Source organism: Mariniphaga sp., from assembly GCF_041687215.1.
Taxonomy (GTDB): Bacteria; Bacteroidota; Bacteroidia; order Bacteroidales; family Prolixibacteraceae; genus Mariniphaga.
In genome coordinates this window covers 1-16,994 of the sequence record NZ_JAWLCI010000031.1, presented here as the reverse complement: position 1 = coordinate 16,994, position 16,994 = coordinate 1, and the positions used below count along the sequence as shown (strand labels likewise).

Genomic DNA, 16,994 nt, shown 5'->3' with positions numbered 1-16,994 from the left:
TTTAAAAATCATAATATGGGTTTTGCACCAAATTCCTGTTACGTTCAATTTCAGTATCGTAAATGGGTAAATACCAGCCTGAAGGATTGGTAAGTTTTGCTGCCAGAATACGCTTTTGTGTAGAAGGAACGTTACTCACAATAACTTCAATGAGTTTGTCTTTCCGGGCGAAATTATTTCTACGCCCCATCCTCAAAAGATCGAACCACCTTTTTCCTTCATAAGCAAGCTCCAGTGCCCTTTCATTTAGAATGGCATCTTCAAAAGCCACGCGAGTGTTTGCCAGGCTTACTGGAGGAACATTTGCACGTTCACGAACTTCGTTAATAATAAAGAGTGATTCATTGTAACGTTCAAGTTGTGACAACGCTTCTGCTTTCATCAGCATCACATCGGCCAACCGGTAAACAATCCAATTGGCACTGAACTGCTCAGCACCTGAACGTGTGGTTTGCCCGTCAGGAGCCATTCCCACATATTTCCAGATGATAAAATCATCGTCTCCATATTTTTTAATGGATACATCTTCGCCACGTACCAACTCACTTGCAAATTCGAAAGCAAACATTTCAAGCGCTTTTTGGCTAGGATTATACTGATTGCTATTTCGTTGGGTCAATCCGTAGGTACCATTATTCTGACTCCTGTTCCCATCGAACTGGAATTCAAAAATACTTTCGAGTGAATTTCCCGGGTAAAACATTTCAAACCATCGGGCGCTTGGCATCATTACTATCTCGATATTTTGTTCGATGGTATTGATATGCGTCAGAACCTTCTCGTAGTTAAACCGCCACAATTCAATGTCGGCAAGTAATGCATCATAAGCAGCCTTAGAAGCCCGGCCTTTATTTTCAGCAATGGTTGGGAACCCGCCGGAAGGCGCATAGGTGCGATTGGTTTCCAAATCGGCCACAATTTGATTGAGTACTTCATCTTCGGTTGATTTTTCAATATAAAAATCCGTATCATCAGTTTCTGAGGGTTCCAATACCAGCGGAATATCGCGGTACAACCTGACCAGGTAGAAGTAACTCAGGCTTCTCAGGTAATAGGCTTCCGACATCAGGCTATACATTTGAAAATCGGTAAACGTGTTATCAATCTCCCTCACAACCGGGGCATTTTTAATAACCTCGTTGCAATAATTAATAACCCTGTAAAAATCTGCCCAGCTACAGATTGAATTATCCGGGTAAATGTTATTTTCCATCAGAAGCTGTTCATTCCAGGGCTGATTAAAATCACCTTCGACCAAATCGGCCCTCACCTCTCCAAAAACAAACAACATACGGTCTAACGAAGCAAACGATTCATAAGCCGACATAACAACGGACTCAACATCTTCTTTGGTTTTCCAGAATTCATCCCTCACAAGGCCCCCCGGTGGTTGCAAATCAAGATATTCGTTGCAGGAAACCTGCATAAGCACGACCAGGGAAATCAGAAAATATTTTGTTTTTGTTCTCATAATCTGTATTGTATTAAAATCCAACAGCTACACTAATGGTCACAATTTTTGGCGGAGGCGTATTGGCATTATCCACACCAATCCAGAATGGGTTACTTGCATCCTGCCCAACTTCAGGATCTTGTCCTGAATAGTTTGTAAAAGTAAACAGTTTACGGGCACTCAGGGTAAAGTTTGCTTTTCTTACACCTAACCTGTTACACATTTCCTGGCTCAACTGGTAACCAATTTTAATATTGTTTAAACGCACATAGTCGCCTTTTTCAACATAACGATCGGAACCCAGGTTGTTAGCCGGATGGTTCATGTAAGCTTTGGGCAACATACCCGGCTCATCCTGTCCCTGTACGCGCCAGCGGCTCAAAACAGCCTTACTCTGGTTGTTCCGGTTGTTCATACCTTCGGTTTGAAGGGCAACACCATTAATAATATCGAAACCGATGCGGTAATGGAAAGCTGCAGAAAAGTCAAAATTCTTATATCTTAAATTGGCTCCGAAACCACCCATGAAATCGGGATTTGAGTCACCAATATAAACCACATCGTTCAGATCAATTTTACCATCGTGGTTAATATCTTCGTAAATGGGATCGCCGCCCTTAAATGTGTAGGAATCTGTATAGCGCAGCGGAATGGGTCTTCCCTGGCTGTCGCGGATAATATTTCCCTCAACATCGCGGGCAATTACGTCTTCGTCGCTTGCCCAAACGCCTAAATACCTGAATCCAAAAAAAGACCCGATGGGTTCACCTTCCTGAACACGCAGTGGATATTGTCCGTTTCCAATTGATGTTGAGCGTTCCGGATTAAAGTTTTCCGGAAGTTCATTAAAGGTATTTATGTTTTGCGATGTATTGAAGTTAAATGAAACCAGCCAGTCTTTGGTACGCACGGCTCTTCCGTCGAGCATCAATTCCCAGCCAACATTAGTCATTTTACCTCCATTTAAATATTTCAGGCCATCATATCCTGAAGAGGTGGGAATTAAATAATAATCCTGTGCCCGGGTGCCACCAAAAAGAATGTCAGTAGTTACTTTCCGGTAAATATCACTTTCCAGATAAAACCTGTCATTAAAAAGGCTTAATTCAAAACCGGCATTGTATGAGGTAATGGTTTCCCATCTCAGATTATTCAACTGAACACTAGTTGGTGCAATTGCAGGGTTCGTCATGTAACTTCCTGTACCTGTTGATTCGTAAGTTGCAAAACGGGCATAAACATCGCCGGGCTGCCGGCCGGCAACGCCCCAACTTGCGCGCAGCATACTTTCACCCAGCCAGTCGAGCGAATTCAGGAACGGTTCGCTGGAAAACCTCCATCCCAGTGATAAACCTTTAAACAACCCCCACCTGTTGTTACTACCGAATGAAGAGTGGGCATCGGCCCTGAGAATGGTTTGCAACATATACCTGTCAAGGAATTTATAATTCACATTGGACAATCCGCTAAGCATACGGCTTTCGCCCGAACCAGTTCCAATCCAGTTAATCTGAGCATCAATGGCCGGGTCTTTTATATCTGTACTTGGAGTACGGTTACTTTGAATACTCATCCATTCAAATCCCGATTGATCTGTAATCCACGTAACCGCACCTGTAAGCTGGTGGTCTTCATTGGCAAAAGGTGAGTTGAATGCAATCTGCGATTCGGTTCTGATGCTCTGGTTCAAATTGTTTCCTTCTTCCGCCTTGTTCACGTTCCATGCCAGCCAGTCGGCGCCAATGGCATTGTAAGGCAGGTAGTTTTTCGATTTCTGACCCTGATACTGGAATGAAATGGTTTCGCGGAAAAGGAGCCAGTCGTTAAACCTGTACTGCAACAAAAACGTATTTTCCAGGCTGTTCTGTACCCTGTCGTTCATTCCAAGATTTGCCACAGCCACCGGGTTAAAATAGGTAACCCCATTGCCCTGATAACTGTTTATAGGAGTAAAATATTCTCCTGTAAGGTTTCCATAGGCATCGTATTCCCAAATACTCATATTTGGCGATTTAATATATGCCATTTCCCTGATGTTTCTGCCATCAAGACTGACATTACCTTCGGTAGTGTTTGAGTTATAATTAAATTTCACCTGGAACAGCAGGTTGCGTGAAAGGAAATAGTCGAGATTTACCCGGGTGGAAAAACGCTGTGCACTTGTATTAATGGTAGTACCACCTTCATCAACATAACTGAATGAAGTAAAATACCTGGTTTTTTCTCCCCCACCCGATATACTGAAATAATGGTCGTGGGTCATGCCATCCTGGGTAATTTCCTTAATCCAGTCGGTATTTTGCGAGTAGTTGTAAAAATCTACATAATCGCGGTTGTAGGCAATTTCCTGAGGAATGTCAAAAACACCACGGGCGTTGTGCCAGGCTTCCAGTTGCAGCATAATGTATTCATCGCCATTCAGCATTGGGATTGCCGGTGGCTGAAAATTAAGGCTGTTTTTATACTGGTAATCGAACTGCACTTTACCCATGCGACCTTTATGTGTTTCAATGAGCAATACACCATCGGCGCCCTGGGAACCATAAATGGCAGTTGAGGCAGCATCTTTTAAAACTTCAATGGATTTAATGTCCTGCAAGGCAATGTTAATTAAGTTACTAATATCTTCCGTATCAGCCGAACTTAAATCGAAATTACTTGATACTCTGAATTGCGGAACTCCATCAATAACTATTAATGGCTGACTGTTACCCATTGAGCTAAGACCACGAATTACAAGCTGAGAACCAGAACCCGGGTCACCTGAAGCTGCAATAATATCAAGACCGCTAACCTTTCCCTGCAGGGCATCTGCAGCCGAAAGCACACCCACATCCTGCATGTCCATTAAATCTACTTTTACAGAAGAAGAAGCTTTATCCCTGTCTTCAATATTGGTAAGCGTATTTACAGAACGGGCCTCGGCAGTAACTGTAACCTCGCCAAGTGCAATATCAGAAGATTCAAGTTCAACCATTATGGTTTTGGTTGGATCAACTTGAATTTCCTGCGGTTTATAACCAATTACACTTACCCTGACAGTATTTGCCGGGTTTGCCATTTGCAGCACAAAGTCGCCGTTTACGTTGGTAATAGTTCCATTCACCACACGATCTTCATTATCATACTCAACTATATTGGCTCCAATAATGGTTGATTTGTCCGTTTTATCGATGACCCTGCCCCTCAAAATTGTTCGTTCCTGGCCATTTGTAATTAAGAAGCTACAAAGTGCTGCAATAAAAATTATGGTAATCCTGATTTTTTTCATCTTGTTCACAAACCTTAGGTTTTTATATTATGAAATCAATTTGAATCTATTGAGTATCTACTTCGTTCACATTAAGCACCTTGTCAATTTGGTGAATAACGGCATTGTTAAAGGAATTCGGAAAAACTTCCTGACCGGTTCCAAGGCTAACACCGGCAAGCCGATTGGTAATCTGCGATTCGGGAATTTCAGTAAAAAGTCCTCCCTCTTTGGTTCTGAATCGGATAACATCAATTCCTGGTTCAACATACAACTGGGTATATACATTGGAAAAAGGTGTTGATTTTTCATCTATTCTTGCAGTCTCATAAAAACCTGGTTGTTTATTCCCATCGGTAAATATCAATTCACCCTGAATAAAATGCAACAACAGCACCTGGCGCAACTCATCAACCGGAAGTGAATTCAACCCGGCCTCCTGAATGGCTTCGCTACTGGGTACAAAAATGGTATAAAACTCATTATTGGAAACGAAGTTGTAACGGAACTGCTGATCGAGTGAAAGACCGGCTTTTCGCATTAACTGGTGGAATGTTGGAAACTCGGTGGAAATTCTTGAAAATATTGTAGAACTCGTAAAACTAAACCAGTTTTGTATTTCATAAGTGGTGCCATTATCCGTTTCGTCACTCAAAACCCGTGGAAATTCTGGAGCGGGAATAGTTCCCCTGTAACCTATTGTCGTGGTGCCTGTGCCTGAAACTTCACCGGTTTCGTTATTTACAATAATAAAGTTACCAGCCAGGTTGGGAATAAACTCCTTCCTTGCAAAGCCTTTTGGTTGTGCAGAAGCAATGTGGTTAAGAAGAAGCATCCTGAGATCGTTTTTTGTCAGTGAAAATTGGGTAAATCCTCCCTGGGTAACTAAAAACACTGAAAACTGATTGTTTGGTCTGTCGTAAATCAAGGATGAATCGAGGGAAGTATTCAGGTCTGATTCCACAAAGAACATGTAATCCTGGTTTCTTCTTTTTAAAGATGGAAGCAGGCCGGCTTCTTCAATTGCATACATCACTTTTGAATACCCTTGCTGCAGGTAAACCGGTCCGGTTACACTACTGAATGCCCTTGGGACAATTGCCTCATTTAAACCAATAAATGTGGAATTGCTGCCAAATTCTTTCTGAACAATTGAACTCTCATCCAATTGCACGATATCCAGCTCGCCATTATAGAATCCTTTTTCAATATCGCTGGGATATATTGGATTAACCGAAAGATAGGTGTTGGCAATTATTCTTTTTATATGCGGAGGTGCTCCGTTTAATGTCCCCCATCCTCTTGGTATTTGTATATAATCGCGCACAAAATTTTCAAAAGCTTCATTTGTTGGAGCCATTAACCCATGATGATAACGGATAGATACATTTTGAGGTAATCCAAAAGTTCCTGTTGGCGGTTTGGTTTGTTCACTGGTCACATCAAATGCCAACTGAGGGAAAGTAAGGTCAAACAGGGAATCAACAGCCAAACCCAAATCGGCTCCTGGTTGGGCAAAAGTTTTTTGCTGATTGTATTCAAATCGGGGAAAAATATTTACCAGGTCACGGAAATGAGTGTATTGCTGGGTTGAACTTTCATCGTTTAAAAACTGGTAAGCATTTTTAAGGGGCTCAACAACCTGGTCAATAATATATACAAATCCGTTTTCAGAAAAAATTTCATCACTTATAATACGTCCGTTTGCATAATGAATATCATTGGAACCTCCAAAAGGCCTGTTAAAATAAAATTCATAATCAGAAGAAGTCAAATCGTAAATATTAAAATATTCGCTAAAGAATATCGGAGCAAATTTGCGCGAATCGGTAGAAACCCTGCGGTGCAGGCTTGCCTGTAAAGTATCCCGAATCTGGAAACCCTTGTCCTGATAAACAACACCGTATTTCCTGTCTCTTTCAAATAACAAGGTCTCGCGCTTAAACCCTTTGGGTTGGTTATTGTTTATGTCCAGCGTATCAATCCAGCCATAAACATCAAGTGAACGAAGCTGTTGCTTTGACCAGGGGTTTTGTACAATATGATACCTGACAAGCCGCTCAAGTTCAGGTAACGGAATATCGTCAACTGAATTGTAGGCAGGATTGCTGGCAAACCACGCATTGAATGCTTCGTTGGAAGGGGCAAACACGGTATAACTACCCGAAACATTAATCAACTGATCGTACCCGGTAAGCTCAACACAGCGGGCAAAAGTTGAAAGTTCAGGCTGCTCAAGAATTTGGGTGTAAAGCTTCCCGGCAAGCCAATCGGGTCTTTCATATTTGCCCAAATCTTCCTGGCAACTATAAACTAATAGTATCAAAGCCCAAAATGAAGGCAGAAAAATTGGTTTAATCCTAATCATTTTATTTATTATTTAATAATAAAACTCTCTCTTTTTGTAGCGGCCAAACATATAAAAAATGCCATTTACATTGTATTACAAATTCAGCCAACAATAACACAAATCATACATTACCCGGATAATAATTGTGTTTGTCACAAAATTATCAGTTTTTAACTGAATCTGTTACTTTTTCTATTTTTGTTTTCATAAGTCCGTTGTCACGAAAATAGGCCGGGGTAACCCCAAACTGTTCGCGGAAACACTTGATAAAGTATGACATATTATTAAATCCGGTCAGATAACAAACTTCTTTAACTGTATTGCTCCTTTTACTCAGCAAGCCATAAGCTTTTTGCAGCTTTACAATTCGTATAAACTCCACAGGTGAATAATTTGTAATTTCCTTTAACCGCCTGTAGAGTTGTGTAGTACTAATATTAAGTTCCTGCGATAGCTTATTCACATTAAACTCTGGATCGGAAATATTTTTTTCCAGAATATTTCTCACTTCCTGAACCAATTCTTCGTCGCGTGTGATATTTCCAGTGATTACCTCAACCATGAAATTCTGGGTTCTGTATTTTTCCCTAATCAGCATCCGGTTTTTAATAAGACGCTCGGTTTGAGAAACAAGTAGTGTTACGTCAAAAGGTTTGGTTACATAAGAATCGGCCCCAACAGTGTATCCTTCAGCAACTTGCTCCGGCGAATCTTTGGCAGTAAGTAAAAGTACCGGAATGTGGCATGTTTCACGATTCTCCTTCACTTTTTTGCATAACTCCAGACCATCCATCCTGGGCATAATTACATCTGTAATGATAACTGAGGGAAATTGCTTCTGCACAAGTTTCCATCCCACCTCACCGTTTGAAGCAAAAAGGCAATTGTATTTTCTGGAAAAAACACTTACAAGAAATTCGCCGATTTCAGCATTGTCTTCAACAATCAATATAGTATGTTCGTTTTTCTCAATTCCGGTTGTTTCTTGTTGAACAGTTGGAACTTTATTCAAGCCGGTTTTGTCCGTAATCAAAGATTCGTTTTGGTGCACATTTTCAGTTTTCACAAAAGGTAATTTCACATAAAAAGCCACCCCTTTCCCTGATATTGATTCTACGTCAATTGTTCCACTGTGCATTTCAACCAGCGACTTGGCGAATGACAATCCAATTCCGGCGCCTTCAGATTTATCATCTATTTTATAAAATCGCTCAAATATCTTGGATCTCTCAAATTCCTCTATTTCCTTTCCTTCGTTAAACACCGTAATTAAAACATGATTATCGCTTTCATGCTTTTCTTTAAAAGATAGGCTAACCACAATCGAATGGTTGTCAGGAGTGTGCTTAAAGGCATTTGAAATAAGGTTATACAATACTTCTTCCATCTTCTGGACGTCGAAAGAGAAAATAAGCGGTTCTGATGGTATATTTACCTGCAGGCTGATGTTTCTGGAGGATTCAAAACCTTTAAAATTCAATACAACATCTTTCACTACTCTCACAATATCAGCCTGTTGAGGTTGAAAAGTAAGTTTGCCAGCATTGAGCTTTCTAAAATCGATGATTTGGTTAATGAGCCTTAGCAAATAATGTGAGTTTCTGGAAATGAGCTGTAAATGATTTTTCCACTGGTAATCAACCTGTAAGTTGGTCACCAAATCTTCAACCGGAGCAATAATCAAGCTTAAAGGAGTTCTCAGTTCATGTGCAATATTGGTCAGGAACATCATTTTGTTTTCATTGTTTTCGATGGTTAGTTTATCAATTTTCTTTTGGTAAATGAGTTTTTGCCTGTTAACCAGCACGAAAATAAATCCAAATGTTAAAGCCACCACAACAATTCCATACAAAATAAATGCAAACCAGGTACGGTACCACGGAGGTGTAATTTCGACTATCAAACTTTTTTCATCATCAGACATAATCCGGTCCGAACTGATTGTACGTGCCCGCAGTCTGTATGTCCCGGGAGGTACATTGGAAAGATAAATATATCGCAATGAAGCCGGAACTGTTAACCAATTATCGTGAAAACCCTCAAGTGTATAAAATATGCTGTTATTTTCGGGATGTTGAAAATGCAACGCTGAAACACCTATACTAAAAACATTATTTTTGTATGGAAGGGTGATTTTATTTTTCACATTAATGGATTTTTCCAGTATTTCATTACGATACAGAGTATCTCCTATCTCCACAATCCTGTTTCGAATGCGAAGTTCCGTGAAGGCAATTTTGGGTTTAATTTCGTTTATCTGGATTTCTTTTGGATAAAAACTGGTGAAACCTTTATCTCCTCCGAAAAACAATTGACCGTCTGTTGCCTTGTAAAAAGAGTTAATCATGAAAGTTTCACCCTGAATGCCATCTGCCGCATTAAAAACGGTAAAATACGGACTCCGTTCAAACCTGTTGTATCTCACTAATCCTTTGATGGTGCTAATCCACAAGTTCCCGTCCTCATCATGCACCATTCCAATTATATCATTTGAAGGCAGGCCATTATTTGTTGTTAGGTGATGGAATTTGTCTGTTTCAGGGTCCAGAATATTAATTCCGCCACCCTGGGTGGCAATCCACAAGGTTCCGTCAAAATTTTCAAAAAAAGAGTTGACTTCATTGTTGTTTAAATAATTTGCCAACGGTTTTTCAGCAATATATCGTTTAAAGGTCAAATCAGGCCTGCTTTTCCCCGACAAATCATAATTATCATAATCACTTATCAACCTGTTAAATCCAAAGTTGGTTCCCACCCAAAAGCGCTTTTTGTTATCCAGAAAAATATCAAGGATAACATTGTCGGATAACGATTCAGGATTATCTTCCACGGAATTATACTGATAACTAATACCATCAGGATTTCGCTGTAAATTGGGAATAAAAATCAATCCAAATCCATGGGTTCCGCACCAGATATTGTTATTTGAATCGATAAAAATTTTACGAATGGAGTGCGTTATTCCCGGATTTCCATCAAACGGATCAAGCTTCCAGCCTAACCTGTTTCTGGATAACCGATACAATCCCAGTTCAGTCCCAACCCAAAAAAGTGAATCCGATTGTTTGGCAATATCCCAAATGCCATCATTAATATTTCCTGGACTTTGTTTTTGTTTTAACGGTATGGTCTGAAACTCAATTTTATTATCATCTATCTGGTTTCTGGAAATAATATTCAAACCATTGCTCCTGCAACCAATTATTATCTCATTTTCCGTTCCTTCAAAACACATTACTGTGTTTGAATTCAAAGAAATTTGTTTAAAGGGATCACGTTTAAAAGACTGGAATTTTTTTTGATATAGATTTAGAATACTTAAACCCTGACCCTGATGTCCAATCCATAAATTTCCTGAGAAATCCTCATAAATTGAATGAATTTCATTATCAAGAAGACTTCCGGGAATAATTGGGTTTGATTGGTATTCACCCGTTAAGCCGGTGTGCAAATCAAGATATAAAAGCCTGGGTTCGGGTAAGGATGCATAAATCCTGTGATTGCTGGCATAAAATATTTTTTGAATATCTTTTCCGGGAAAAATACTTCTGTCAACAAACCGTAACTTCCCAAGTGAAAAGGGCATTAGTCCCTTTGTAGTAGCAAAATAAAGTGAATTTTCACCTGGGACCCAATTAATATCATTCACCAAATCATTTATTTGCAGTACGGTATCAACATGAATCGAATTTCTGTTTTCAAATTTTTTAAGTGTGGCAAAAAATATCTGGCTTGAAGTTTCAGAATTGTAGCTTACCAAAACAAGTTGCTCCTTATTAATAGTGGACGAATAATTGATGTAATTGTTATAAGGAACACCTCCAAGCAAAATTTGAAACCTTGGAATGATAAAATGCGGATTACCTGCTTCTGAAAACGGAAGGAGGTAAATTCCGTCAACAGCATGCACCACAAGGTTTCCACTCAACTCTGAAAGACCAATAATATTGACTCCTTTGTGGGGAATGCCTTCAAAATCATATGTATAAAATGATTTGTCATACTTATTGTAGCGACATAAATTCATTGACGTGCCTATCCATAAATTATCCTGTGAATCAACAAATAACAATTTAATTTTCTTTTCAGGAAGGCTATGTGGATTTCCAATCTCTGGACGGAAAAGCTCATAATAATAACCATCGTACTTAACAAGCCCCGACCATGTTGCAAACCACATATTTCCTGTGCTGTCCTGTACAATAGAATTGATTTCCCCGTCAGTTAACCCATCTTCAGTGCGAATATACCGAAAGTCACTGCTAAAAGAATCTGCAGCAAAAAGGAGGATAGTTAGCATTGAGATGATACAACTTTTCATACGCACAAACATAAAAAATCATTCATTCCAAAATTATATTCTACAACATATCTTTCAAAATATTCTGCAACATCAAAAAATGAATGATTTGTTGCATTGTTTGAAAATAGCATTAAAGTAGCATTTGCTGCCTCTCATGAATTATTACGATCATGAAAAATGGTTGAAAATATTTTTATTTTTGCCAGACTTTTTTTGTGCTATGGGGAAAAATATTAAAATCTGTTTTGTTTGCAAGAAGCCACTTTCGGAAAAAAATTTCGAAATAAATCAGGAAGTTTATTTGCCGGTTTGCCTGGAATGCAAAGGAACCGATGCAGAAAAAAAGACAGTTGAAGAATACCTGGACAGTTTGGCCGACGGATTGGTTTGCGGTTGTATATAAAAAAACCGCGGTTTTCCGCGGTTTTACTCACTCTGCTTATTTTTGCTGCTTAATTTAACAGATGCGTGTACTGATCGTTTAGTAATCCGGGCAAATAACTTGCAATTAAACCTAACGCTTGCCCATCATCAATTTTTTTAGGTGTAATGATTTGCTGCTTTTTCATTTCTTCAGGATTAATTACCACTTCGTTAATCTGAGACGGGACACTGCTCCATGACCTTTTTAGCGTGCGGGTTCCAAAACCTTTGGAGGTAGATCCATAACACACTTCGAAAAACTTGGAATTTACAACGTAAACAGCACCATCTGAAGTATGGCGTTTAATAACTGTCACGGGGTTTTCGCTACCTTTGTAGGTAAGGCTCCAGACTTTTTCAACGCTTTTTCCCAAATTCAGATTTTCAACCTCTTCAATTTGGTAATCATTAAACCCGGTTCGGTAACCTGTTGCATGAACCGAAAATGCTACAAATAAAAAACAAACAACAAATGCACTAAACATCTTTAATTTTTTCATGGTCTTTAAATTTTAATTAAACAATAGTTTTGTTTTTGAACTTATTTGTATAAATGACGTGCAAATTAAGGAAGCGTTACATGAAAAACATCTGTTCTAAAACAGCATGCAGATTCTTCATTTTTTCTTGCTAATTTTAAAAAGCTATTTTCAATCAAAAAATTTTGAATATTTGAAATTTAATAGTACAATTTGCAGTGTTTTCATTTGAAAAGAATAATTTTCGGTTTCATTTTGAAAAACATCTTTTAATAAAAATAATGTAAAAAAATGAGGTTTAGCCAGTTAATAACCCGGCGTTATTCGGTTAGAAACTATAAAAGTACACCTGTTGAAAGCCAAAAACTTGAACAGGTTTTGGAAGCCGCGCGATTGGCGCCGTCGGCGGTAAATTTTCAACCCTGGCATTTTATTGTGGTAACCCAACCCGAAAACCTGGCCAAAATTCATCTCACCTATCACCGCGAATGGTTTAGAACTGCTCCGGTTATTATCATTGCGTGTGCCGACCATTCTCAATCGTGGAAAAGAAATATTGACGGTAAAGATTCAGCAGAAATTGATGTGGCCATTGCCGTGGATCACATTACGCTTCAGGCTGCCGATTTGGGACTGGGTACCTGCTGGGTATGCAATTTTGATACACAGCGTTGTGCCGAAGCATTAAAACTTCCGGGACACATTGAGCCTGTTGCCATGATTCCACTGGGTTACCCGGAAAATGAAGAATTTCCCAAAAAAAAGAGAAAATTACTGGAGGAGATTATTCACTGGGAAAAGTTTTGAGGTATCGTTCCAGTCTGTTCAACCCTTCTTCAATATTTCCAACCGAATTGGCATAAGAAAACCGTAAAAAACCTTCTCCGTTTTCGCCAAAATCTATTCCCGGGGTTACGCCAACGTGCGCTTTTTCCAGAATATCGAATGCAAGTTTGTAACTATCGGATGATAAATGTTTTGCATTTACAAACACATAAAAAGCACCGGTTGGCGCCACTTTTATATCGAATCCCAAACTTATTAGCCGATCAACCATATATTTCCTTCGATGGTTATAGGTTTCTTTCATCAGTAAAACTTCCTCATTTGCTGAACGTAATGCAGCAATACCAGCCCGCTGGGCAACAGAGCTTGCACAAATAAAAAGGTTTTGCTGAAATTTTTGTAAAGGCCGGATATACTCTTTTGGGGCAATTACATACCCAAGCCGAAGCCCGGTCATGGCAAAAAGTTTCGAAAAACCATTCAGAATAAATGTATTTTTTGTGAACTCAAGCATGGAGTGTGCCCTGCCTTCGTAAACCAGCCCATGGTAAATTTCATCTGAAATAATGGGAACATCATATTTGGCCAGTTTCTGCATCACTTCCGGCGATAAAAGAGTCCCGGTCGGGTTCATGGGGCTGTTAATAATTATAGCTTTTGTTTTATCCGAAATGCGTTTGCAAATTTCTTCGGGCCGGTACTGGAAACCATCCTCCTCGTAAACCGGCACTTTTACCGCTTTAATTCCCAAAAACTGCATAAAATTGGGATAACAGGCATATCCCGGATCAGACAGAATAACCTCATCGCCAGAATCGCACAAAACACCTAAAACAAGCAATATAGCAGGCGAACTTCCTGAGGTAACAAGAATTTGGTCAGGTGAAACATGGACACCATATTCCCTTTCATATCTTTTTACCAACTCTTCACGTAATTCCGGATCGCCCAAACTATGGGTGTAATGCGTTCTTCCTTCAGTATAAGCCTGCTTAACAGCTTTTGAAATGCACTCAGGCACATCAAAATCGGGTTCGCCCACTTCAAGATGCACCACATCAATTCCCTTCCGTTCCATTTCAGCGGCCCTTTCCAGCACCTCCATTACAATAAACGGAGAAATATGTTTTGCCCTATCTGACAACATTTTTGGTTTTTTTATGATTTTTATTTTTGATCTTCCAACTTCACGCTTCCTACTTCCTACTTCGGTCTCCCGTCTTCGGTCTTCCAAATTCCATCTTCCAACTTCTGACTTCCCGCTTCCGACTTCCCCCCTAAATATAACTTTTTGCAATTTGCAGCGCCTGGCTTCGGTAACCACCGCCAAACAAATAATAGTGGTTTAATACATGATATAATTGGTAAAGTCTGTTTCGCTCACGCCATTCAGAAGGAAGCGGATTTACTTCGTTGTAAGCATGGTAAAACTGTTGCGAAAATCCGCCAAACATGGTCATAATGCCCATTTCCATTTCACGGTCGGCATAATACGATGCCGGATCGATAAGTGCCGGTCCACTTGAAGTGTTCATGTAGTTCCCCGACCATAAGTCGCCGTGAATAAGTACCGGCACAGAATCCTTTGGTACAAGTTCCGGGATTTTATTGAGCAACCGGTCATACACCTGCATTTCACCTGCCGGAAGCGGTCTTTCTTTTTGAATCAAATTCAGCAGAAAACCCAACCGGTTGTCTCTGAAAAATTCAGCCCAGTTGGTTTTTGGGGAGTTATTTTGTGTTGTGCTACCGCAATAGTTATCGTGGTAAAAACCAAATTTTCCGGCAGTATATTGATGTATGGTGGCCAGCCCGTGGCCCAAAATTTCATCTGAGTTTCCGGCATCGTAACCAGGCTCCAGGTATTTCAGTACCAGAAATCCGGGAGAAGCATCCACTTTTTTGACTGCAAAAACCTCCGGAACAACCAGTTGATCGTTGGCTGCTTTCCGCAATTCCTCCAAACTTTCGGCCTCCCGCAAAAACATATCGGCCATGCAGTTTCCATTCCATTTCAGGAAAAAGGTGCCTGCATTTGTTTCAATTTTCGATGCATGATTTATACAACCGCCTCCCAAAAAATCCGACGATTGAATTTTTACATCTGCTCCCAGTTTTTCTGAAAGGTGGGATTCAACTTCCTTTAAAATAGTTTTATTGTTTTGAAAAAAATTCATAATACAACAATCCGGTTAATTCATTTATCGATTTGTAATATTACCAAAATTGAATTAATTATCAGCAATAATGTTGAACCTGCCAGTTGTTGTATTCAGTTGACTTCACAATCCTGAGGGGATTGAATAACAGTAGCCGTAAATAAAATTTACGGTTAGGCGAATCTCCGTTCTCCTCAACCCTGAAAGGGTTGAAAATCAACCGGTCATTCAGCAGAATCATATAATTGACAACTTAAGTTTCTTCGGTTTTTGCTTTGCTTCCCAGCCAAAAAATAGCACTTCCGAACCAAATTACTGCCCCCAGCAGCATCAACAAATTCTGAACAGAATGGCTGATTTTTCTCAAAAAGAAAAATATAGGTGGAAGAATGGTCATTAAAAGTCCGACCAATGATATAAATTGAAGTATCCTTTTCATAGCACACCTTTTTTCTGATAAATTTTACTCAGCAATACAAATAGCACTACCGCAAGTACCCAGGCGGGCAAAGGCAGAAAGTACAGTTCAACGCCAACTACCTGATTCATCACCAGCGCAGCACACAGCAATATAAACCAGGTGAGGCCGGCTGCCCAGTTGAAATTGATTTTCATTCGTTCTGCATAATAATCTTTCAAACTGAATTTTTTCATCAAATAGAAATCAGCAAAAATGACTCCACCCATCGGGATAAGCACAAGGCCGTAAAGCGCAACAAAATCGAGCAATTTCATAACTAATGCAGGAAACAGCGCAGCCAGCGTGGTAATCAATCCGGCTAGTAAAGTCACTTTCCAGCGACTCCACCCCGGAGATGCCACCTGCAACGCCAGTCCGGCGCGGTAGAGCGTTGGATTTGCAGTTGTCCAGCCCGCTACAATCACGCACAACGCACCGGCAATTCCTATAGCCTGATAAGCCACTTCGCCGGGAGCGTCGCTGGTGGCGGCGGCATATAAAATACCCGAGGAAATCCATGCCACATAATGCCCTAAAAACATTCCCACTGCCGAAGCAAAACCTTACTGCCATTTTTTAGCGTAGCGAAACAGGGTGAGGTCACTCATTCCCAGATGCATGGCCGCATTGGCAAACCACGTAAAAAAGATAACATGCCATAAAGTAAACTGCGACTGACCGGGCAATGCCGTACCTTTCCATATTTTTGTACGGGCTACTTCCCAGAAGTTACTCAGATCGGTTTCAACTCCCAATCGGGGAAACGAGGAAATGGCAGCAGCTACAAAAATGAAAAACATCCAGGGTGTCGCCACTTTGGAAAACCGCGCCAGCTTTTCAAAACCCAAAATGGCAAATGTGGTAATCACGGCTCCAACGGTAAAAACAGTGACCACCCAGCCTAGGCTCGAAGGGTACAAATCACTCAGCGTGGGCATTTCCACATTAAACGGAATACCAACAGCAGTAGCCGAAACTGCTACCATGGCTCCGGCCAAAAAACAAAACATCAGGGCATTTACAATGTTATACAGGAAAACCAAAACGGACCCCAAAGATTTTTTTGAGCTGCCAGTAAAGTGATAAACGCACCTTGACTGCGATAGGCGCTGTAATAAACGCCCAACTGAGCACCGCCAGAATGTTACCGATTAAACCGCCCACAAACATGTCGCTAACCTTTACGCCATGAGCCACAAAAAGCATCCCGATGACAAACCGGTTCCGGCCACGTGCTCGCCGGCATAGGTTCCCAAAAAATTACCAATTCCCTGAAGTGCATTTTTACTCACCGGTTCGCGGTCGAACTCATACAGGGCATCCAGTTTTTT

At 40.3% G+C, this 16,994-nt stretch carries 12 protein-coding genes; 2 read left to right on the top strand and 10 right to left on the bottom strand.

The annotated features are described in order from the left end of the window. Position 1: 1 nt before the first annotated feature. The 4 genes from ACESMA_RS12000 to ACESMA_RS11985 all read right to left on the bottom strand — a co-directional run bounded on the left by ACESMA_RS12000 (position 2) and on the right by ACESMA_RS11985 (position 11,353). The gene (locus tag ACESMA_RS12000) at positions 2–1,471 is read right to left on the bottom strand and encodes a RagB/SusD family nutrient uptake outer membrane protein (RefSeq protein WP_372949064.1); all 1,470 of its coding nucleotides are present in this window, start codon (positions 1,469–1,471) and stop codon (positions 2–4) included. Between the two features lie 13 nt (positions 1,472–1,484). Continuing rightward, positions 1,485–4,724: a SusC/RagA family TonB-linked outer membrane protein gene (locus ACESMA_RS11995; RefSeq protein ID WP_372949099.1), complete on the bottom strand. Its 3,240-nt coding sequence runs from the start codon at positions 4,722–4,724 to the stop codon at positions 1,485–1,487. 46 nt (positions 4,725–4,770) lie between these two features. Next, positions 4,771–7,071, bottom strand: a complete 2,301-nt coding sequence (locus tag ACESMA_RS11990) for a fasciclin domain-containing protein (RefSeq protein WP_372949063.1) — start codon at positions 7,069–7,071, stop codon at positions 4,771–4,773. Between the two features lie 145 nt (positions 7,072–7,216). Beyond that, on the bottom strand, positions 7,217–11,353 hold the full coding sequence (locus ACESMA_RS11985; RefSeq protein ID WP_372949062.1) for a two-component regulator propeller domain-containing protein: 4,137 nt from the start codon (positions 11,351–11,353) through the stop codon (positions 7,217–7,219). 202 nt (positions 11,354–11,555) lie between these two features. Here ACESMA_RS11985 and ACESMA_RS11980 point away from each other — a divergent pair, with 202 nt between their 5' ends. Continuing rightward, positions 11,556–11,759, top strand: coding sequence for a hypothetical protein (locus ACESMA_RS11980; RefSeq protein ID WP_372949061.1), 204 nt, complete (start codon positions 11,556–11,558; stop codon positions 11,757–11,759). A gap of 49 nt (positions 11,760–11,808) precedes the next feature. Here ACESMA_RS11980 and ACESMA_RS11975 read toward each other — a convergent pair whose 3' ends face one another. Further along, entirely contained in the window at positions 11,809–12,279 is a 471-nt protein-coding gene (locus tag ACESMA_RS11975; protein WP_372949060.1) for a hypothetical protein, read from the bottom strand. 270 nt (positions 12,280–12,549) lie between these two features. On the opposite strand from ACESMA_RS11975, the gene ACESMA_RS11970 reads away from it, so the two are divergent. Continuing rightward, a complete protein-coding gene (locus tag ACESMA_RS11970) occupies positions 12,550–13,065 on the top strand; it encodes a nitroreductase family protein (RefSeq protein ID WP_372949058.1) in 516 nt (171 codons plus the stop codon). On the opposite strand, the gene ACESMA_RS11965 is transcribed toward ACESMA_RS11970, so the two are convergent. The 5 genes from ACESMA_RS11965 to ACESMA_RS11945 form a co-directional block, all read right to left on the bottom strand. Beyond that, complete coding sequence (locus ACESMA_RS11965; protein ID WP_372949057.1) at positions 13,043–14,191, bottom strand: pyridoxal phosphate-dependent aminotransferase; 1,149 nt, start codon at positions 14,189–14,191, stop codon at positions 13,043–13,045. The two genes, ACESMA_RS11970 and ACESMA_RS11965, sit on opposite strands and share 23 nt — an antisense overlap. A gap of 130 nt (positions 14,192–14,321) precedes the next feature. After that, positions 14,322–15,221 (bottom strand): fructosamine kinase family protein, encoded by a 900-nt coding sequence (locus tag ACESMA_RS11960; RefSeq protein WP_372949055.1) that lies wholly within the window; start codon positions 15,219–15,221, stop codon positions 14,322–14,324. Positions 15,222–15,456: 235 nt separating this feature from the next. Then, on the bottom strand, positions 15,457–15,642 hold the full coding sequence (locus ACESMA_RS11955) for a hypothetical protein (protein ID WP_372949054.1): 186 nt from the start codon (positions 15,640–15,642) through the stop codon (positions 15,457–15,459). Next, entirely contained in the window at positions 15,639–16,211 is a 573-nt protein-coding gene (locus ACESMA_RS11950; protein ID WP_372949053.1) for a hypothetical protein, read from the bottom strand. Before ACESMA_RS11950 ends, ACESMA_RS11955 begins: the two co-directional genes overlap by 4 nt. 15 nt (positions 16,212–16,226) lie before the next feature. Continuing rightward, on the bottom strand, positions 16,227–16,673 hold the full coding sequence (locus ACESMA_RS11945; RefSeq protein ID WP_372949052.1) for a hypothetical protein: 447 nt from the start codon (positions 16,671–16,673) through the stop codon (positions 16,227–16,229). Positions 16,674–16,994: the final 321 nt, after the last annotated feature.